At 62.8% G+C, this 20,136-nt stretch carries 13 protein-coding genes and 2 rRNA genes (1 of these 15 cut by a window edge); 7 read left to right on the forward strand and 8 right to left on the reverse strand.

The features are described from left to right. The first annotated feature begins 54 nt into the window (after positions 1-54). The 4 genes from HU752_RS28375 to HU752_RS28390 all read left to right on the forward strand — a co-directional run bounded on the left by HU752_RS28375 (position 55) and on the right by HU752_RS28390 (position 6,653). Entirely contained in the window at positions 55-1,755 is a 1,701-nt protein-coding gene (locus HU752_RS28375; RefSeq protein WP_186678749.1) for an acid phosphatase, read from the forward strand. Between the two features lie 258 nt (positions 1,756-2,013). Next, positions 2,014-3,711 (forward strand): molecular chaperone HscC, encoded by a 1,698-nt coding sequence (locus tag HU752_RS28380; RefSeq protein WP_186678752.1) that lies wholly within the window; start codon positions 2,014-2,016, stop codon positions 3,709-3,711. Positions 3,712-3,723: 12 nt separating this feature from the next. Next, positions 3,724-5,361: a J domain-containing protein gene (locus tag HU752_RS28385; RefSeq protein ID WP_186678762.1), complete on the forward strand. Its 1,638-nt coding sequence runs from the start codon at positions 3,724-3,726 to the stop codon at positions 5,359-5,361. 116 nt (positions 5,362-5,477) lie between these two features. Further along, the gene (locus HU752_RS28390; RefSeq protein ID WP_186678764.1) at positions 5,478-6,653 is read left to right on the forward strand and encodes a hypothetical protein; all 1,176 of its coding nucleotides are present in this window, start codon (positions 5,478-5,480) and stop codon (positions 6,651-6,653) included. Positions 6,654-6,836: 183 nt separating this feature from the next. Here HU752_RS28390 and can read toward each other — a convergent pair whose 3' ends face one another. The 3 genes from can to HU752_RS28405 form a co-directional block, all read right to left on the reverse strand. Then, entirely contained in the window at positions 6,837-7,481 is a 645-nt protein-coding gene (can, locus tag HU752_RS28395) for a carbonate dehydratase (RefSeq protein WP_054059583.1), read from the reverse strand. 94 nt (positions 7,482-7,575) lie between these two features. Then, on the reverse strand, positions 7,576-8,028 hold the full coding sequence (rimI, locus tag HU752_RS28400) for a ribosomal protein S18-alanine N-acetyltransferase (RefSeq protein ID WP_186678775.1): 453 nt from the start codon (positions 8,026-8,028) through the stop codon (positions 7,576-7,578). Beyond that, positions 8,021-8,812, reverse strand: a complete 792-nt coding sequence (locus HU752_RS28405; protein WP_186678832.1) for an energy transducer TonB — start codon at positions 8,810-8,812, stop codon at positions 8,021-8,023. The genes rimI and HU752_RS28405 overlap by 8 nt, the downstream gene beginning before the upstream one ends. 169 nt (positions 8,813-8,981) lie before the next feature. Between HU752_RS28405 and mksB the strand changes: the two genes are divergently transcribed. Genes mksB through mksF form a run of 3 tightly spaced genes read left to right on the forward strand, consistent with a single transcriptional unit; the run spans position 8,982 to position 13,802 of the window. Beyond that, positions 8,982-10,262 carry an Mks condensin complex protein MksB gene (gene mksB, locus HU752_RS28410; protein ID WP_186678777.1) on the forward strand — a complete coding sequence of 427 codons (1,281 nt, stop codon included), beginning with the start codon at positions 8,982-8,984 and terminating at the stop codon, positions 10,260-10,262. Continuing rightward, entirely contained in the window at positions 10,252-10,965 is a 714-nt protein-coding gene (mksE, locus tag HU752_RS28415) for an Mks condensin complex protein MksE (RefSeq protein ID WP_186678779.1), read from the forward strand. Before mksB ends, mksE begins: the two co-directional genes overlap by 11 nt. Next, positions 10,962-13,802 (forward strand): Mks condensin complex protein MksF, encoded by a 2,841-nt coding sequence (gene mksF, locus HU752_RS28420; RefSeq protein ID WP_186678781.1) that lies wholly within the window; start codon positions 10,962-10,964, stop codon positions 13,800-13,802. The genes mksE and mksF overlap by 4 nt, the downstream gene beginning before the upstream one ends. Before the next feature lie 204 nt (positions 13,803-14,006). Here the strand turns inward: mksF and HU752_RS28425 are convergent, their stop codons facing one another. The 5 genes from HU752_RS28425 to HU752_RS28445 form a co-directional block, all read right to left on the reverse strand. Further along, positions 14,007-16,310: a PqiB family protein gene (locus tag HU752_RS28425; protein WP_186678789.1), complete on the reverse strand. Its 2,304-nt coding sequence runs from the start codon at positions 16,308-16,310 to the stop codon at positions 14,007-14,009. Continuing rightward, positions 16,303-16,926: a paraquat-inducible protein A gene (locus HU752_RS28430; protein ID WP_186678791.1), complete on the reverse strand. Its 624-nt coding sequence runs from the start codon at positions 16,924-16,926 to the stop codon at positions 16,303-16,305. The genes HU752_RS28425 and HU752_RS28430 overlap by 8 nt, the downstream gene beginning before the upstream one ends. Beyond that, the gene (locus tag HU752_RS28435) at positions 16,913-17,572 is read right to left on the reverse strand and encodes a paraquat-inducible protein A (protein WP_186678794.1); all 660 of its coding nucleotides are present in this window, start codon (positions 17,570-17,572) and stop codon (positions 16,913-16,915) included. The genes HU752_RS28430 and HU752_RS28435 overlap by 14 nt, the downstream gene beginning before the upstream one ends. Positions 17,573-18,065: 493 nt before the next feature. Further along, a 5S ribosomal RNA gene (rrf, locus tag HU752_RS28440) occupies positions 18,066-18,181 on the reverse strand. 148 nt (positions 18,182-18,329) lie between these two features. Beyond that, positions 18,330-20,136: ribosomal RNA gene (locus HU752_RS28445) — 23S ribosomal RNA — on the reverse strand; it runs 1,084 nt beyond the window's last position.

Consider the following 20,136-nt stretch of genomic DNA (forward strand, 5'->3'; position numbering starts at 1 on the left):
AGCGTGCGATGCGAAATATTTTGTTACGTCCAACCCAGCCAGCAGGAACCCAGGATGAGTGACGAGAAAGACCTCGAACAGTCGCCGGCCGCCGATGCCGATACCCCGACCAATACCAGCCGCCGCCGTTTTCTCGGTGGTGTCGCCGTGCTGGGGGCTGGCGCGACCCTGAGTGCCTGTGGCTCGCCAAGCGAACCGGGCAAGCAGCCCGAGGTCAAGGAGCTGTCCGGTGCCGCGCTCGACAAGGCGCTGCAGGAACAGGTCAAGACCGTGGTGGTGATCTACGCCGAGAACCGCAGCTTCAACAACCTGTTCGGCGACTTCCCGGGTGTCGAGAAACCGCTGTCGGCGCTCAAGCCAGCCGACTACCAGCAGTATGATCGTGACGGCAGCCTGCTGCAGACCCTGCCACCGGTCTGGGGCGGCGTGCTGCAGGTCGGCCCGCAGAGTCTCGACGGCGTCACCTACCCGGTAGAGGCCCAATTCCAGGAAAACCTGCCCAACGCTCCCTACGCCCTCAAGGGGCCGAACGGCGAGGACCTGCCCCTGGGCCTGGTCACCCGCGACCTGTGGCACGTGTTCTACCAGAACCAGATGCAGATCAATGGCGGCAAGAACGACCGCTTCGTCGCCTGGGCCGACTCCGGCAGCCTGACCATGGGCTACTACGCCCAGACCCGCTACTCGCTGCGGCTGTGGGACGTGGCCAAGGAGTTCGTGCTGTGCGACAACTTCTTCCAGGGTGCCTTTGGCGGCTCGTTCCTCAACCACCAATACCTGATCAGCGCCAAGGTGCCGTTCTACCCGGATGCCGCCAACTCGGTGGCCAAGCCGCAGATCGCCAAGGTGCAGAGCGATGACCCGACCGATCCGCGCCTGATGCCGCTGGAGAAATCCCCGGCCAGCGCCATGAGCGGTCCACCGCAGTTCGGCCCGAGCGCCCTGACCCCCGACGGCTACGCGGTGAACACCATGGCCCCGCCGTACTGGCCGACCTGGATACGCGACCCAGAGCGTCCTGACTACGCCAAGCCGGACCTGCCAACCGTGCTGGTACCACAGACCCACGAGCATATCGGCGACAAGCTGTCGAAGAAGAACATCGACTGGGCCTGGTACGCCGGCGCCTGGCAGGTGACCCTGGAGCAGTTCAAGGACTCCGGCGGCATTCCGAAGATCCCGAACTTCCAGTATCACCACCAACCGTTCAACTACTTCACCCGCCAAGGCCCGGAAAACCCGGCCGAGCGGGCCAAGCGTCTGCGTGATGGCGGACTGGGCGACGAGACCGGCACCAACAAATTCCTCGCCGACGCCGCGGCCGGCAAGCTGCCGGCGGTGACCTTCTACAAGCCCCAGGGCAACCTCAACATGCATGCCGGCTACACCGACGTGGCTGCGGGTGACCGGCATATCGTGCGGGCGCTGAAGGTACTGCGCGAAAGCCCGCAGTGGCAGAACATGGTGGTGGTGGTCACGGTCGACGAGAACGGCGGCTGGTGGGACCACGTGGCACCGCCCAAGGGCGATCGCTGGGGCCCGGGCACGCGAATCCCGGCGTTGGTGGTGTCGCCGTTCGCCCGCAAGGGCACGGTGGATCATACGGTGTACGACACCGCGTCGATCCTGCGCCTGATCACCCGGGTGTTCCAGCTGGAGAAACTCGACGGCATCAAGGAGCGCGATGAGGCGATGACCGCGCGTGGGCAGAAACCGATGGGCGACCTGACCAACGCCTTGCGCTTTACCGCCTGATTCGGGAGGCCCTGTTCGCGGATGAATCCGGCTCCCACAATGACCGCGCCCCACACGTATTGTGTACGACGCGAACTCTGTGGGAGCCGGATTCATCCGCGAACAGGGCCCTCAAAGCCCACCAGGACCGCCACCCCCGCCCCCAATCAATAATAGCCAACTGCCACCACCCTCTTTACCCCCTCCTCACTCCGGTAATATCCTGAGCGGATTATTTCTGTTTCAGTTTTTTGCAGATCGCAAAGGGAGTTCAGCGCAATGATCGTAGGGATCGACCTGGGGACCACCAACAGCCTGGTCGCCGTCTGGCGCGGGGAGGCCAGCGAATTGGTGCCCAATGCACTCGGCCAGTTCCTCACGCCGAGCGTGGTCGGTCTTGACGATGAAGGCCGGATCCTCGTCGGCCAGGCCGCCAAGGAGCGCCTGCACACCCATCCGCGCAGCACCACCGCGCTGTTCAAGCGCCACATGGGCAGCGCCCAGGAAGTGCGTCTGGGCGAGCGCCTGTTCCGCCCCGAAGAGCTGTCCGCGCTGGTGCTCAAGAGCCTCAAGGAAGACGTCGAACGCGCCTACGGCGAAACCGTGCACGAAGCGGTGATCAGCGTTCCGGCCTACTTCAGCGATGCACAGCGCAAGGCCACGCGGATCGCCGGCGAGCTGGCCGGCCTCAAGGTCGACAAGCTGATCAACGAGCCGACCGCTGCCGCCCTCGCCTATGGCCTGCATCAGCGCGACAAGGAAACCTCGTTCCTGGTCTTCGACCTGGGCGGCGGCACCTTCGACGTGTCGATCCTCGAACTGTTCGACGGGGTGATGGAGGTTCGCGCCAGCGCCGGCGACAACTTCCTCGGCGGCGAGGACTTCGACGCGGCGCTGCTCGACCGGTTTGTCGACAGCCAACGCAACGCCACGGACTTCCCCGAGCAGGCCAGCGTGATCCAGGCCCTGCGCCGTGAGGCCGAGCGGGTGCGCAAGGTCCTCGGCCAGGAACCGAGCGCCGAATTCACCCTGCGGGTCGATGGCCGCCAGTGGAGCCATACGTTTACCCAGCAACAACTGGCCGATATCTATGCGCCGCTGCTGGAACGTCTGCGCGGCCCGATCGAGCGAGCCCTGCGCGATGCGCGGATCCGCGTCAGCGATCTCGATGAAATCCTCCTGGTCGGCGGCACCACCCGCATGCCGCTGGTGCGCAAGCTGGCGGCCGGGCTGTTCGGGCGTTTCCCGTCCATCAGCCTCAACCCCGATGAGGTGGTGGCCCACGGTGCGGCGGTCCAGGCGGCGCTCAAGGCCCGCTCCGCGGCCCTCGAGGAAGTGGTGCTGACCGACGTCTGCTCCTACACCCTGGGCATCGAGACCTCCCAGCAATACGGCCAGCAGATCGAAAGCGGGCATTACCTGCCGATCATCGAACGCAACAGCATTGTCCCGGTCAGCCGGGTCAAGCGTGTCTACACCCTGCACGACAATCAGGAAGTGGTGAAGCTGAAGATCTACCAGGGCGAAAGCCGCCTGGTACGCGACAACGTCTTCCTCGGCGAACTGGAAATGCCGGTGCCCAAGCGCAAGGCCGGCGAGGTCGAGCTGGATGTACGTTTCACCTACGACAACAACGGCCTGCTCGAAGCCCAGGTCACCGTACCGCAAAGCGGCGAACAGCATTCGCTGGTGATCGAGAACAACCCCGGCGTACTCACTCCGGAGGAAATCCAGCAACGCCTGCAGGCCCTGAGCCTGCTCAAGGTGCACCCGCGCGACCAGCAGGTGAACACTGTGCTGACCGCCCGCCTGGAACGCCTCTACCAGGAAAGCCTGGGTGAGCTGCGTGAACGCATCGGCTACCTGGCCGGGCAGTTCCAGCAGGTGCTGGAGACCCAGGACGAACGGCGGATCCGCGAGGCCCGCAGTGAACTGACCGAACAGTTGAACAGGCTCGACAACGGCGTCTGGCATTAAGGGAGTTGCGACATGGACTGTTGGTCGATCCTGCAACTGGCTGACGACGCCGATGAGCGCAGTATCAAGCGCAGCTATGCGCGACTGCTGAAAGTCACCCGCCCGGACGAGGATGCCGAGGGTTTCCAGCGGCTGCGCGAAGCCTACGAAGAGGCGCTGGAGATTGCCCGCTGGCGCGAAGATGACGAGGTCATGGTCGAGGCTCCTCCGTTCGAGCCCGAGCCGGCCATCGAGACGCCGACCCTATCCGAGCTACCGGACTGGTCGAGGCTGCCGCAGCTCCAGCCATCGAGCACACCCAGCGCAGCGCAACAGGCCGAGGACCAGGCCCGGGCGCTGATACCCGGCCTGAGCACCGAGAACCTGCCCCAGCGCTGGGAACAGGCACTCCAGCAGGACTGTGCCAGCGCCTTCGAGCAGGCATTACTGCGCCTGTGCTTCGAGCAGCCCGGCCTGCGCGTCGGCATTCTTGTCTGGGCCGTGCAGCAACGGGAATGGCTGACGCCCTGGCAGACCGTGCGCATGGCGCCGGAGCAGGAACAGGCCTTGTCCGCCGACCTGCTGCAAGGGTACCGGCAGGAGCTCCAGGCACAGCTGGAGGCCGGCCAGGAACGCGAGTTCATCAACCAGTTGAAGCACTACAGCGAGCAGCCCTGGCTGAGGATCTTCGACCGCCGCCTGCACTGGCAACATCTGCTGCTGCAGATGCTCCACCAAAGTCAATGGAGCCTGCCGCTGTTCGAGCGGGTCTGCCAGCTGTTCGGCTGGGACGAGCGCACCGGTGTGACACCGGAGCCCGAATGGCTGTGGCAGGCAGTGCTCGATCGCTGCAAGGAAGAAGGCTTCTACCAGAACCTGCTGGCCCGCGCCCAGGTGCAGCCGTCACCCTCATCGGAACACATGGCGGCGCACCTGCTGCTCGGGTCGGGCAGCCACTGGCAGAAATTCCGCAAGATGCGCAAGTTTTCCGGGGGCGACTGGCAGGCCTGCCAGCAGTTGGCCGAACAACTGACCCACCGCCACCCGCGGCTGATCGAGCGCCTGCCCGAGCCGGATGTGTTCTTCTGGCACAAGTACCTGCCTCGCACCGTACCGGCCCATGGCTGGATACTGTTCGGCCTGCTGCTGATGCTGGCCTACCTGCTGGCGCTGGTTCCGGGGATCGAGGGGCATCTGGCCAAAGGCCAATCGGCAGAGGGAGCCGTACTCGGCTCAGTGATCATTGCCGGTGCGCTGGCACTGCTCGGGCGCATCGTGGCCGCCGGCTGGGCATTGCTGGCCTGGAACATCGCCCCTCTGGACGTGTGGCTGAGCGAACGCCTGTTACCCAGGCGCCTCTCCCCCAGCGGCCGCGCCCTGCTCATCCGCCACGGCGGGCTGCAACTGGCAATCGCCGCCATTTTCTGGAGTGCCCTCGGAGCACTGGGAGCCATCTCGGTACTGGGCCTCGGCCTGGTCGGCCTGACCGAGCAAGGACGCACGCCCATCGAACCCGCGGACTCGTTCTGGCGCAGCCCCTGGCAGAGCCTCTGCTACTGGACCCAGTGGAGCACGCGCCAATGGTGCTTCGCCGCGCTGATGCTGATCGTCAGCGGCATTTGCGTGCAATTCTTTCCCGGCTTTCCGTTGACCAGCTCCAAACAACCATAGTCCCAGGCTGCAGCAAATTATCAAAAAAAGTTTCTGAAAAACCGCTCCACACTGTTCCGGCTGTACCTTTATGTACTTCCCCCACACGGGGGCCCTACGCTGAAAAGGATCTGAGCATGTCGAAACTCGCAGGACTGACGTTCACCCTCGCCGCCATGACCCTGGGCATGGCCACCGCCCACGCCGATACCGACCTGAAACTGGGCAGCACCGAACGGGTCACCCAGCTGTTCGCCTACCCCAACAACTGCAGCGTGATCTGCTACCGCAACTGGACACTGGAGCAGACCGCCGAGCACTACCTGAACCAGAGCGTGCAACGTGACGGCTACACCACGGCCAAGGTGACGGTGAAGACCGACAACGGCCAACTCTACGCCCACTTCAGCGGTGTGCCGGCAGGCTACGAGAAGCCGCTGGCAGCCCTGCTGGACGCTGGCGACCTGGCCTACAAGGGCGCGTCGAAACTGAACGCCGACGGCAAGTGGGACTACAGCTGGTACCTGTTCCTGCCCCTGGGCATGGCCCTGGACAACCGCAAGAGCGTCGAGCTGCTGCACTTCCCGCCGGATTACTCGCTGACCCAGGCCCAGGACTACCTGGAGTCGAAGACCACCGACCGCTGGGCCGAGCTGCTGACCGACAACGGGATTCCCAAGGAGCAGACCCCGGGTTACCAGACCATCGTCGACATCGCCCCGATTGCCGCGCCCGCCAACGCTGGCAGTACCCTGGAAGGCGTGTACGGCTACTTCACCGACTACCAGACCACCATGGTCAAGGAGGTCAGCGTGACCGCCAAGGGCACGGCCCTGCCGATGGTCGCGTTCGGTGCACCGGTGCGCAACTGGATCAAGCAGCAGTACGGCGCCACGGTCGCGGTACTGGGGCTGGCGGAAATCAGTCCGACGGCCGGGGTGAAGGTGCCGGTGCTGGGCTCCAACCACCCGAGCTACATCTGGTATGCGGCCGATCCGTCCAACTACAACGGCGACCAGGCCAAGGCCGATGCGGCCGGCCTGAAGGTGATGGGCCAGGACTTGAGCGCGGCCTGCTGGCAGGCGGGCATGGGCCAGAAGCCAGGCAGCGATCCGAAGGCGCTGCTGACCAGTTGCACGCAGAACTGGCAGGTGACCAACAAGGAAAAAACCTGCGAGCTGTTCTATGTCTCGGTGCGCAACCTGAGCGAGGCCGATGCGCAGAAGAAATGCACCACGACAACGGTCAAGACCCAGCTCAAGCAACTGCGTGAGCCGGCGCCGAAGCCGACCACCGAAGCCCCGCATATCTGACCCTGAAAAGCAGACGGGGGGAGCCAGCTTGCCGGCTCCCCCCGTCTTTCTCTACCGATCGTTCCCAGGTTCTGCGTGGGAACGCCTCTCTGGGCGCTCCGCGTCCGCTCTTGTGACGCAGAGCGTCACGGGATGCGGTCCCACGCGGAGTGTGGGAACGATCAAATCGCGCCTACACAGACTTCAGGGCGCGCCGACCGGCCGCAGGCGATACTGCGGTGGCAGTTGTTCGAAGCCGCTGATGGTGGTGTCCAGGCTCTTCCAGCGACCATCCTTGATCCCGTAGATGCAGCCATGCACCGACAGGCTCTGGCCACGATGCCAGGCGTTCTGGACGATACTGGTGTGCGCGACGTTGGCCACCTGCTGGATCACGTTCAGTTCGCACAGGCGGTCGACCTGTTCTTCCTCGGTCGGCAGTTTCGCCAGCGCTTCGCGGTTCTCGTAGTAGAGATCACGAATGGAACGCAGCCAGCCATCGATCAGGCCGAACTGGCGATCCTGCATCGACGCGCGTACACCGCCGCAACCGTAGTGGCCGGTGACCAGGATATGCTTGACCTTGAGCACGTCCACCGCGTACTGGATCACCGACAGGCAGTTGAGGTCGGTGTGCAGCACCACGTTGGCCACGTTGCGGTGGACGAACAGATCGCCGGGCAACATGCCGACGATCTCGTTCGCCGGTACACGGGCGTCGGAGCAACCGATCCAGAGGAATTCCGGAGTCTGTTGGCGTGCCAGCTTGGCGAAGAACTCCGGGTCCTCTTCCTTGATCGCAGCGGCCCAGCGCTCGTTGTTATCAATCAGGTCTTGTAGTTCGTTCATGCTGTGAAGCCTCGAGAATGATGCACTGAGTCTCTGACAACCGACCCGGGCCCGAGGTCACGCCGACGTGCCGGCGATGTCGCTGGCAGACAGATCAGTCGACCAGCGTCGCCGCCATCACCAGCGCATCCTCGCGCCCACCCACCGCCGGGTAGTAGTCGCGACGACGCCCGACCTCATTGAAACCATAGCGCTCGTACAGCCGGTACGCCGTCTGGTTGCTGTCGCGAACCTCCAGGAAGCACTCGCGCGCGCCCAGGCCGTAGGCCTGCTTCATCAATTCCTCGAGCAGCCGCAGGCCCAGGCCGCGGCCCTGGTTCTCCGGCTTGACGGTGATGTTCAGCAGGTGTGCTTCATCGATGATCACCTGGATCACCCCGTGCCCGACCTGCTGATTGCCCTCGAACATCAGCCAGACCTGATAGGACTTCAGCGCGTCGGTAAAAATGCCGCGGGTCCAGGGGTGGCTGAACGCCGCGTACTCGATCTTCAAAATCGCATCGAGGTCCGCCTCGGTGGCCAGGCGAAAACTTACCGCATCACTCATCGTTGTGTTTCCAACGCGCCATCAGCCGACGCATGGCTTGCCAGACATCCGCCTTGCGCTGCGGCTCGTCCATCAGTAATTCCAGGCCAGGCAGCGCCCAGGCCGAGCCCAGGCCTTCGACCTGCAGCTCGCGGTTATAGGATTGCGCATCGGCCTCACCGGCGAAACGCACCGCCGGCAGACCGATCAGCCACAGGCAGGCGCACTCGCCCTCTTCCAGCCGGGCCTGGACGAAGCCCTGGACGAATTCGCGGGCGACATCCGGGCCCTGGTCCAGGTTGCCACGAGCCAGCAGCGGCCAACGTACCGGCTCGCCGATGATCTGCGGCGCATCCGGCAGGCCGGCGGCGCGCAGCATGTCCTTGAGCAGCAGGTAGGACGGATCGCGGCTCTGGAACGGCTGGCCGGTGACCAGTTCGACCAGCAGCAGGCAGCGCCCGGCCCGCAGCAGTTGCAGGGAGAAACGCGGCGGCGGCAGCACTGGCGCCTTGACCGGTGCGGGCGTTTCCTCTGCCTCGACCTTCGGCTTGCTGTCGGCCCGGGCGCTCGACGACGGCCGTGGCACCTCGATTTTCGGCCGTTCGGCGGGCCTGGCCGAAGGCTCCACGGCCTTGCGCGCCTCTACGGCCGGCGCGACGATCTCGGCCGGGCTCTCGACCAGCGGCTCAGGCTCGACAAACAGTTCCGGGCGCGAAGGCGCGGCGAACGGCAGTTCGGTGCGGGGCAGCCAATGGACCACCTGCATGGCGGTCAGATAGGCGCGGCGACGGGACTCGATCAACAAGGGGCGGCCATCTGTGGATAAGTTCAAGGCGCTGATTCTACCGTCCTTCGGCCAAGATCGCCCGCAGTTGATCGCAATAACCGCATGCCTCTGATCGCCCGCGGGTCAACAAGCCGTTTCATGCAGTACAATCTCCCCTTTTTTAATTGCCAATCAGTCGGCCATTCCCATGATCGAACCCAAGCGCGTCTTGCGCGCCCTCGCCGAACACTGGGCACTCCTGGAGCCTCTGTGCGAACACTTCGACCAAGGCACCATGAGCCTTGGCGAGCTGCGTCAGCAGTTGGCCGCCCAGCAGCTGGAAAGCACGCCCCAGGACATCACCAGCCTGCTGGACGTGTGGATTCGCCTCGACATCCTGGTGCCGGTCGCGAAAAGCCCGAACCGCTTCGAGCTGAACGCACAGATCCACGACTTCCTGGCCTACCTGCGCCGCGAGCACCGCCTGGGCCTGTGCCTGGAGATCGAAGCCTACCTGCGCCACCTCGAGCGCCTGGCCGGCTACATCCAGGACGCCTTCGAGATTCGCGACGGCAACGACCTGGCGCGCCAGCTGCGGCTGCTCGACATGCGTGTGCGCGATGTGCTGAAAAAGCTCGCCAACGACGAGCAGGCGCTGGTCGCCGTCGCCGAACGGGCCAAGACCAGCGACCGGCAGATCCCGCTGCGCCAGCGCTATGCCGAGGTCCTGGCGACCTGGGACGAGTACGTCGAGCCGATGATCCAGCTGGTGAATGCCGATGGCGCCTTCGAACAGGGCGTGCGCAAGGTCGAGAACGTCCTGCTGCGCATGCTCAGCGAACAGCAGCGCCTGGGGCACCTGGTCGACGACGACATGCTGCTGCGCACCCACGCGCGAATCCTGGAAATGCAGACCAGCGCCCAGCTGACCCTGCGCCACGCCCGTGAACTGCTGTTGCCGCTGCGTGAAGAGGCCCGCCGACACAACGCCGTGACCCGTGGCGCGGCGCTGGCGCTGTCGGTGATCCGCCGCAAGGGCATCGATGCCGTGCCGCAGGCCGCCATGCCGATGTTCACCCGGCCGCAGAGCACCTTCCTCGGCAGCTCCGGCCAGGTCGAGGCCTATGTCTATGCGCTGGCCCGCTTCGAAGCCAAGCCTTCGCGCTTCCCCAAGGCGCACAAGGCGACCCGCGGCGGCGACTCGCCACGCGCCCCGCGCACGGTCAAGGAAATGCTCGAACGCTGCACCGACGCCCTGCCGATGCCGGACCTGATGAGCTGGCTGCTGGAGCAGGAGCCGGACGGCGCCACCGACGAATTGCTCTACTGGTTCTCGCGCCTGTCGCGGGAGAAGCGTTTCCAGCGCGAGCGTCTCGAACGCCGCGACTACTACACACAGGAGCACCTGGTCAGCCTGCGCTCCTTCGCCCTGCTCTCGCGTGTCGAAGACAGCGCCGAGAATTCCGCGAGCACACCTCATGCATCTTGATCTTTCCGAACTGTCCCAGCTGGCACCGATCTTTCGCGAGCTGTTCAAGGGTTACCACATCAGCCGCCGCGACCCGGAGCTGTACGCCCAGCTATCGAACTGCCAGGACCAGTACCGCACGCTGTTCAAGGCCCTGGGCTTCGAACTGGTCTGCGACACCCGCGGCTTCTACTACTTCGTCCCGGACAACGCCACGGCGCAGGTGAACAAGACCGCCCAACGCCTGGCGCTGTTCACCTTCATCCTGGTCGAGCACCTGGCCGACCAGGGTCGCGACCCGATCGCCGTGCTCGACGGTGGCAGTCTCGGCCGTGACGAACTGCCCTCGCTGCTGGAGAAATATCGCGACCTGTTCGTCCAGGCCGAAGTCACCACCCAGGACGAACTGGAAGAGAAGATCATGCGCCGCATGACCCAGCTCGGCTTCGCTCTGGAAGAGCCGGGCCTGTTCCGCTTCCTGCCGCCGATGCACCGCTTCCTCGACGTCTGCCTGTCGGTCCAGCAGGACCGTGACATGGCCGCCAGCCTGCACAGCGTGCTGCCGTTGCCGACGCCGGTGATCGTCGACGAGGACAGCGACGAAAAACTCCTGGAGACCGACGATCCGCTGGACCTCAGCGAATTCGACGAAGGCCAGGAAGAAAGTGAAGAAGACGCGCTGGCCCGGGCCATCGCCGACGAGCAACAGGAGATGGATGCATGAGCCAGGAACGCTACGGCATTCGCCGCTTCGCCCTGTTGAACACCGCCGGCTACAGCCTCGGGCTGTTCCCGCTGGAAAACCCGCTGTCGGTGTACGGGGCGAACAACCTCGGCAAGTCGGCGTCGATCAACGCCCTGCAGTTCCCGATCCTGGCGCGCATGTCGGACATGAGCTTCGGCAAGTACAGCCTGGAGCAGTCGCGTCGTTTCTACTTCGCCAGCGACACCAGCTACATCCTCGTCGAGGTCTCGCTGCCCCATGGCCCGCACGTGATCGGCGTGGTCGGACGCGGCCCGGGCGGCGGTTTCGGCCACCAGTTCTTCGCCTATGCCGGACAGCTGGACCTGGCCCACTACCAGAAGGACGACACCTGCCTGCGCCAGAAGGAGCTGTTCAACAACCTCGAGCGCAACGGCCTGAAAGCCTACGAACTCAAGCCCGATGAACTGCGCCGGCTGCTGGTCGGCGGGCACACCTCAATCCCGCTGGACCTGACCCTGATCCCGCTGCGCTCGACCAGCGAACAGAGCCTGAAGACCTTCCGCGCGCTGTTCATCAACCTGCTGCACATGCGCGAGATCACCGCGGCCAAGCTCAAGCAGCTGTTCCTCGACGCCTTCGAGCACAGCCTGCGCTCCGGCAGCGTCGACTACATCGCCGCCTGCGAGGAAGCGTTCCGCGACGTGCGGCGCATGGAGCAGGACTACAACTCGCTGGTCGCCGCCGGCCCACTGGTCGAGGCACTGGCCGCCGGGGTCCGCCAGCGCGACGTATTGCGCGGCAAGCTGCACCGCATCTCGCCGCTGCTGGATTCGCTGCTGGGCACCTGGTCGGACTACGCCACGGCGCGCAAGGAAGAGCTGGTGATCCAGTCCGAGCACTACCGCCGGGAACAGGACGCGCTGCAGAACGACCAGCGTGGCAGCACCCAGGAGCTGATGCGCCTGGAGCGGGAAATCAGCGGCATCCAGCGCTGGCTCGGCGAGCTGTCGGTACTCAAGCACCGCTTTGCCCTGGTCGACGACGTCAAGGTGCTGGAACAGCAGTTGCTGGCCGCCAAGGATGCCCACGACGAACTCGCCGGCGCCCTGGCCCAGTCCCGCCAGTTCAGTGCCGAAGACCTGGAAGAGCGCCTGCGCGACCTGGAAAAACGCCTGAAGTCGGTCAAGCAGCAACTCGATCACGCCGACAACAACAGCTATGCCCGCCTGCGCGAAGAGTTCTCGCAACAGGACGTCGAGCGCCTGATGCGCCTGTTCAACAGTTCGCTGTTCAGCCTGCCGCTGGGTGAACATGGCATCGCCCTGGATGACGAAGGCGAGTGGGTCAAGTCGCTGGAGCTGATCCTCGACGGCTTCAAGGGCGAGCGTTTCGTCGCCCCGGGCCTGTCCATCGACCTGTCGCACATCGAACCGCCGGCCCTGCAGGCGCTGGCCGATCGCGCGGCCCTGCGCGACCAGAAGGAGCGCCTGGAGAAGGAGCTCAAGCAACTCAAGACCCAACAGGCCGTGGCCGCCGACCGCGCGGCGAGCAAATCGCAGACCGAGGCGCTGTACCAGCAGGTGCTGGATGCGCAGAAGGCCCTGGAAGACTTCCGCCGCGCCGAAACCTTGTCCGCCGAAGAGCCCGAAAAACTCGAGCAACTGGCGCAGATGGAAGCCGCCCAGGACGAACTCAAGCGTTCCAGCGACGCCTTCACCGAACGCGTCCAGCAACTGTCGGCCAAGCTGCAACTGGTCGGCCGGCAGATCGGCGACATGGAAGCCAAGCAACGCACCCTCGACGATACCCTGCGCCGTCGGCAACTGCTGCCGGCGGACCTGCCGTTCGGCACGCCATTCATGGAGCCGGTCGACGACTCCATGGACAACCTGCTGCCGCTGCTCAACGACTACCAGGACAGCTGGCAGGGCCTGCAGCGGGTCGACGGGCAGATCGAGGCGCTGTATGCCCAGGTCCGCCTCAAGGGCGTGGCCAAGTTCGACAGCGAAGACGACGTCGAACGCCGCCTGCAACTGCTGATCAACGCCTATGACCACCGCACCGACGAAGCCCTGACCCTGGGCAAGGCCCGTCGTGCCGCGGTCACCGACATCGCCCGGACCCTGCGCAACATCCGCAGCGACTATGACAGCCTCGAGCACCAGCTGGCGCTGTTCAACCGCGAGATCAACAAGCGCCAGGTGTCGAACCTGCAGAGCTTCCGTATCGTCCTCGCGCCGAACAAGGAAGCGCTCAAGCACATCGACCAGATCATCCACAGCGCCGGCCAGTACGAGGAAGGCGAGACCTTGTCGGTGTTCGACCTGAGCCAGAGTGCCGAGCAGGACAACAAGAACGAAGAGGCCAAGGAATACCTGGCACGGCTGGTGGCGGCTAACCACAACCAGCTGGGTCTGAAGGACCTGTTCGAACTGGCGTTCGAAATCACCAAGGTCCATGGCCAGCCGGTGATCCACACCGACATCGATGGCGCGGCGTCCAACGGTACCACCATGACCATCAAGGCGCTGACCAACATGTACCTGTTGCTGCACCTGATGGACCGCGACCTGGCCGGTCGCGTGCGCCTGCCGTACTACCTCGACGAGGCGGCGGACATCGACGAGCGCAACCAGGCAGCCTTGCTCGAGACCAGCCTGCAACTGGGCTTCGTACCGATCCTGGCGAGCGTGAAGCCACAGGTCTCGGCCCACGTGGCCATCGACCTGGAAGGCGGCAGCGGTCCGAACGGGATCTATATCGACGAGGCGGACTGGAAGTACATCCGTCGCCTGGATCAGGTACGGGCCACGCTGAACAGCGAGGCGGCCGAGCCGGAGCTGGACGAGGCCTGATTTCCCGGGGCATGAACAAAAACGCCGCGATCAGTAGATCGCGGCGTTTTTGTTTGTCCTGGCCTCGTGGTGGATTCTTCGCGGATAAATCCTGCTCCCACAGTCTTCCGGTGCTCTCGGAATTTACGGCAACATCACAACCTGTGGGAGCCGGATTTGTCCGCGAACAGGCCCCCACAATTTCTCAGATACACACCTTCCCGGTTATTTGCCCAACGGGATCTTCGGCGCCCAGGTCAGCCACTCATCCTCGGACTTGTCGAACAGAGCGAAGGTTTGCTGCGGCCGTGCCGCCGCGCCCATCCGTTCACCTTCCGGCGTGGCGAAGGCGATACCGCCCTGGATCAGCGTCTCCAGCGATTCGGTCCGTACCGTCGCGCCCTTGAACAGGCTGACATCGAAACCGAAACCGCTGCTGTTCCAGAACCGGCTGCCCGTACGCACCAGTGGCGCATAACGCGGCTCGATCAGGATATGGATCAACACCCGGTCGCCGGTCGCGCCCAGCTCATAACCGGTGACCTTGCCGACCGCCACTTCGCGATAGGTCACCGGAACCCCCTCCTTCAGCGAACCACGACGCGGTGCACTCAGGGTCAGGCTCAGGCCAGCCTCGGCGACCTGGGCCTCCGGTGGTTGCTTGAGGGCGACGAAACTCGTCTGCGCACCCTGCTTCTTCGTCGCCGGCTGAACCTCGATGTACTGCCCGGTCACCAGGGTTTCCAGGTTGGCGGTCTTGATCAGGCCCAGCTCGGGCTTGACCACCCAGAACTGGCTACCGACCCGGGCGATCTTCTCCGGCACTTCGGTGATCCGGGCCGAAAGCAGCACTGATTGCAGGTCATCGCTGAGGTCGACGTTCTCGATCTTGCCGACATCCAGGCCCTTGAAGCGGATCGGCGTGCCAGGACGCAGGCCGTCGGCACGGTCGACGCGAATGCTGATCAGGGTGCCCTGCTGTTCGGCCGCCTCGTGGTTGGCGAACAGGCGGAAACGCGGAATCTTGCGTTTCAGGGGCGCTTTCTCGCGCAGGGTCTCGAAGGCGATACCCCCGGCAATCAGGGTCTGCAGGGACTCGCTCTTGACCTGGATACCGCCGGTCAGCCCGCCGGTCAGCGTAATGCCGCTGACGTTCCAGAAGCGTGTCGAGGCGTTGACCAGGCCCTCGTACTCCTTCTCGATATGAACGCCGATCACCACCTGCTTGCGGTCACGGGAGAACTGGTAGCTCTGCACCGAACCGACCTTGACCTGCTTGTAGAGAATCGGGCTGCCGACCTCCAGTGAACCGAGGTTGTCGGTGAACAGCACCAGGTGCAGGCCGGGCGAGCGCAGGTCGAGCGGCGGGGCCTTGGCCCTCGCCTCGAACTCGCGCTGTGGCCGACCACCCTTGTCTCCCGGGCGGACAGCAATGTAGTTACCCTTTACCAGTGCTTCCAGGCCAGTGATCCCCGCCAGGGAAATCGAGGGTTTCACGACCCAGAACTGGGTCCCTTCCACCAGGTAGTCTTCGGCCAACGGGTCGAGCGTCAGTTCGGCGTTGGCGCTGGTGAGGTCGGGGTCGATCTTCAGGGTTTTCAGGCTACCGACCTGGATGCCCTTGTACATCACTGGCGTACGGCCTGCCTGCAGGCCTTCGAAGTCGCTGAGCTTCACCTTTACCCGAATCCCCGCCTGGGCCGCATCGAAGTCCTCGTAGAGACGGAACGGCAGGCTCGGGTCGGTGGGCGGGCTGTCCTTGCGGTTCTCCGGAGTGGCGAAGGCGATACCGCCGGCGACGATGCTGGCCAGCGACTCGCTACGCAGTTTCACCCCCGACAGGTTGGCGTCGATGCTGATGCCGCTGGCGTTCCAGAAGCGCGTATGCTTGCGTACCAGGTTGGCATAGGCCGGCTCGATGAACACCTTCAGCTCGACCATGTTCTGGTCCGGGGACAGTGCATAGCTCTTGATCTGACCGACCTGGATCTGCTTGTAGAACACCGGGCTGCCACGGTTCAGCGAGCCCAGCCGGTCGGCCTTGATGGTGATGTGCAGGCCGGGCTTGAGATCCGAGAGTGGTGGTTCCTCGGACAGTGCCTTGAATTTGCGCGCCGGCTCGCCATCCCCCGGGCTGACGGCGATGTAGTTGCCCGAGACCAGCGTTTCCAGGCCGGTGATACCGGCCAGGGAGACATTCGGCTTGACCAGCCAGAAGCGGGTATTGGTGCGCAGGGACGACTCGACGTCCTTGTTCATCTCGATGGTGACGTTTACGCCCTTGGTGGTGCCTTCGGTGTCCAGGGCCAGTGCCTTGACCTTGCCGATCGGCATGCCCTTGTAGACGACTACGGTCTTGTTGGCCTCGATGCCCTGGCCGCTTTCGAAACGTACCTGAATCTCGATGCCGGTCTGGTTGTAGGCGCGCCAGGCGAGCCAGCCGCCGATGATCAGGGCGATCAGCGGCAGTACCCAGATGGCCGACCAGTTCGAAGCCGGGCGGGTTTTGGCTTTTGGCAGATCACTCATTGTCGTCGTCCGACTCCGTGTTGTCCCAAATCAGTCGGGGGTCAAAGGTTATTGCAGCAAGCATCGTCAATATCACCACACTGGCAAATGCCACCGCGCCGAGGTTGGCCTCGACGCTGGCAATCCTGCCGAAGTTGACGATCGCCACCAGGATGGCGATCACGAAAATATCCAGCATCGACCAGCGGCCAATGAACTCGATGAAACGGTACATGATGATCCGCTGCCGGGCCGACATCGGCTGGTGTCGTTGTACCGAGAACAGTAGCAGGCCGATGCCTACCAGTTTGAACGTGGGTACCAGAATACTGGCGACAAAAACCACGGCGGCGATCGGAAACATGCCATGTTGTACTAGGGTGATCACGCCGGACATGATGGTGTCGGGGTCGCCCTTGCCCAGGGAACTGACAGTCATGATCGGCAGCATGTTGGCCGGGATGTAGAGAATGGCCGAGGTCAGCAGCAAGGCCCAGGTGCGCATCAGGCTGTTCGGACGGCGCGGGTGCACCTGGGCACCGCAACGGGTGCAGAGCTGTCCGTCGCTGTCCGGTTCATGCCGGTTGAGCTCATGGCATTCCGTGCAGATCAGGATACCGGCATCAATCGCCCGCATGTTCATCTTCTCCCGACAACGCCTGCCAGATCTGGTGGGGTGACATCACCACTTCCAGGAGGATCTGGACCAGCAACAAACCGACAAAACAGCCCAGGCCCAGGCCCAGGCTCAACTCCGCGAGGTCCGCCAACTTGACGATGGCGACCAGCACGCCCATCAGGTAGACCTCGAGCATGCCCCAGTCACGTAGATGGTGATAAATGCGATAAAGCAGCAGGCCATAGCTGCGCCCGATGTCCCAACGGATACTCAGCAACACCGTCAACTGGCACAACAGCTTGAGCAGGGGAATGCCCATACTGCACAGGAAGACCACCACGGCGATACCGGTCATGCCGGTGTGGTGCAGGCCCAGTACGCCGCTCCACACCGTGTCATCGGAGGTACGGCCCAGGAGATTGAGTTGCATGATGGGCAAAAAGTTCGCTGGGACGTACAACAACAGGGCTGCGATCACCAGCGCCAGGCTGCGTTCGACGACATCATGGCGGTGAGCGTAGAGCTCGTAGCCGCAGCGTGGACACTGGGCCTTTTCACCCAGGCCGAGCTGGGGCTTGCGCATCAGCAGGTCGCACTCATGGCAAGCGACCAGCTCGTCCAGGGGCAGTTCAGACACCTGGGAGGTGTCAACCGGTTCCGGCATAGATAGACGCTCTGGCTCTGTAGGGAATTGAGCCTATTCTAGTGGGCTGGCTCGAAAATAACTGTGCAAATTTGTCGGGGTACGTGCGCCTGTGACGCTCTGAATCCGTTTTCGAACGCCATCCCACCCTGTGACGCGGAGCGTCGGGGGGATGCATTCCCACGCGGAGCGTGGGAACGATCGGTGGCCAGCGGGCTGGAGCTTTTGAGGCGTCTGCGGCATCGATCGCCAGCAAGCCGGCGCCTGCAGGTACAGGAACGAATCATCGTCGCCCCTTCCCCATGATCCCCGATCCCTGGTCTCTGATCCCCGATCCTGACCCCTGCCCCCCTGATCGTTGATCCCCGATCCCTGACCCTGATCCTTGACCCCTGCCCCCCGATCGTTCCCACGCTCTGCGTGGGAATGCATCCCAGGACGCTCCGCGTCCGCTTCCAAACGCCAGAAAAGACAAAACCCCAACTGCTTTCGCAATTGGGGTTTCGGAATTTAATCTTGACGATGACCTACTCTCACATGGGGAAACCCCACACTACCATCGGCGATGCATCGTTTCACTTCTGAGTTCGGGATGGGATCAGGTGGTTCCAATGCTCTATGGTCGTCAAGAAATTCTGTAGCCGGCTCGTTGTTTGGGCAACGCTCCAGCGAATCGGGTATGTGACAGTCTTTGGTGTGTTGTGCGTGGCAAACTTTCGGTTCACTTCGTCTTCATACACCGCAATCTGCTTCGTTTCGCAAATTGCTTGGGTGTTATATGGTCAAGCCTCACGGGCAATTAGTATGGGTTAGCTCAACGCCTCACAGCGCTTACACACCCCACCTATCAACGTCGTAGTCTTCGACGGCCCTTCAGGGAACTCAAGGTTCCAGTGAGATCTCATCTTGAGGCAAGTTTCCCGCTTAGATGCTTTCAGCGGTTATCTTTTCCGAACATAGCTACCCGGCAATGCCACTGGCGTGACAACCGGAACACCAGAGGTTCGTCCACTCCGGTCCTCTCGTACTAGGAGCAGCCCCTCTCAAATCTCAAACGTCCACGGCAGATAGGGACCGAACTGTCTCACGACGTTCTAAACCCAGCTCGCGTACCACTTTAAATGGCGAACAGCCATACCCTTGGGACCGGCTTCAGCCCCAGGATGTGATGAGCCGACATCGAGGTGCCAAACACCGCCGTCGATATGAACTCTTGGGCGGTATCAGCCTGTTATCCCCGGAGTACCTTTTATCCGTTGAGCGATGGCCCTTCCATACAGAACCACCGGATCACTAAGACCTACTTTCGTACCTGCTCGACGTGTCTGTCTCGCAGTCAAGCGCGCTTTTGCCTTTATACTCTGCGACCGATTTCCGACCGGTCTGAGCGCACCTTCGTACTCCTCCGTTACTCTTTAGGAGGAGACCGCCCCAGTCAAACTACCCACCATACACTGTCCTCGATCCGGATAACGGACCTGAGTTAGAACCTCAAAGTTGCCAGGGTGGTATTTCAAGAATGGCTCCACGCAAACTGGCGTTCACGCTTCAAAGCCTCCCACCTATCCTACACAAGCAAATTCAAAGTCCAGTGCAAAGCTATAGTAAAGGTTCACGGGGTCTTTCCGTCTAGCCGCGGATACACTGCATCTTCACAGCGATTTCAATTTCACTGAGTCTCGGGTGGAGACAGCGCCGCCATCGTTACGCCATTCGTGCAGGTCGGAACTTACCCGACAAGGAATTTCGCTACCTTAGGACCGTTATAGTTACGGCCGCCGTTTACCGGGGCTTCGATCAAGAGCTTCGCTTTCGCTAACCCCATCAATTAACCTTCCGGCACCGGGCAGGCGTCACACCCTATACGTCCACTTTCGTGTTTGCAGAGTGCTGTGTTTTTAATAAACAGTCGCAGCGGCCTGGTATCTTCGACCGGCATGGGCTTACGGAGCAAGTCCTTCACCCTCACCGGCGCACCTTCTCCCGAAGTTACGGTGCCATTTTGCCTAGTTCCTTCACCCGAGTTCTCTCAAGCGCCTTGGTATTCTCTACCTAACCACCTGTGTCGGTTTGGGGTACGGTTCCTGGTTATCTGAAGCTTAGAAGCTTTTCTTGGAAGCATGGCATCAACCACTTCGCGTCCTAAAGGACACTCGTCATCAGCTCTCGGCCTTAAGATCCCGGATTTACCTAAGATCTCAGCCTACCACCTTAAACTTGGACAACCAACGCCAAGCTGGCCTAGCCTTCTCCGTCCCTCCATCGCAATAACCAGAAGTACAGGAATATTAACCTGTTTTCCATCGACTACGCTTTTCAGCCTCGCCTTAGGGACCGACTAACCCTGCGTCGATTAACGTTGCGCAGGAAACCTTGGTCTTTCGGCGTGGGTGTTTTTCACACCCATTGTCGTTACTCATGTCAGCATTCGCACTTCTGATACCTCCAGCAAGCTTCTCAACTCACCTTCACAGGCTTACAGAACGCTCCTCTACCGCATCACTTACGTGATACCCGTAGCTTCGGTGCATGGTTTGAGCCCCGTTACATCTTCCGCGCAGGCCGACTCGACTAGTGAGCTATTA

The organism is Pseudomonas vanderleydeniana (genome assembly GCF_014268755.2).
Taxonomy (GTDB): domain Bacteria; phylum Pseudomonadota; class Gammaproteobacteria; order Pseudomonadales; family Pseudomonadaceae; genus Aquipseudomonas; species Aquipseudomonas vanderleydeniana.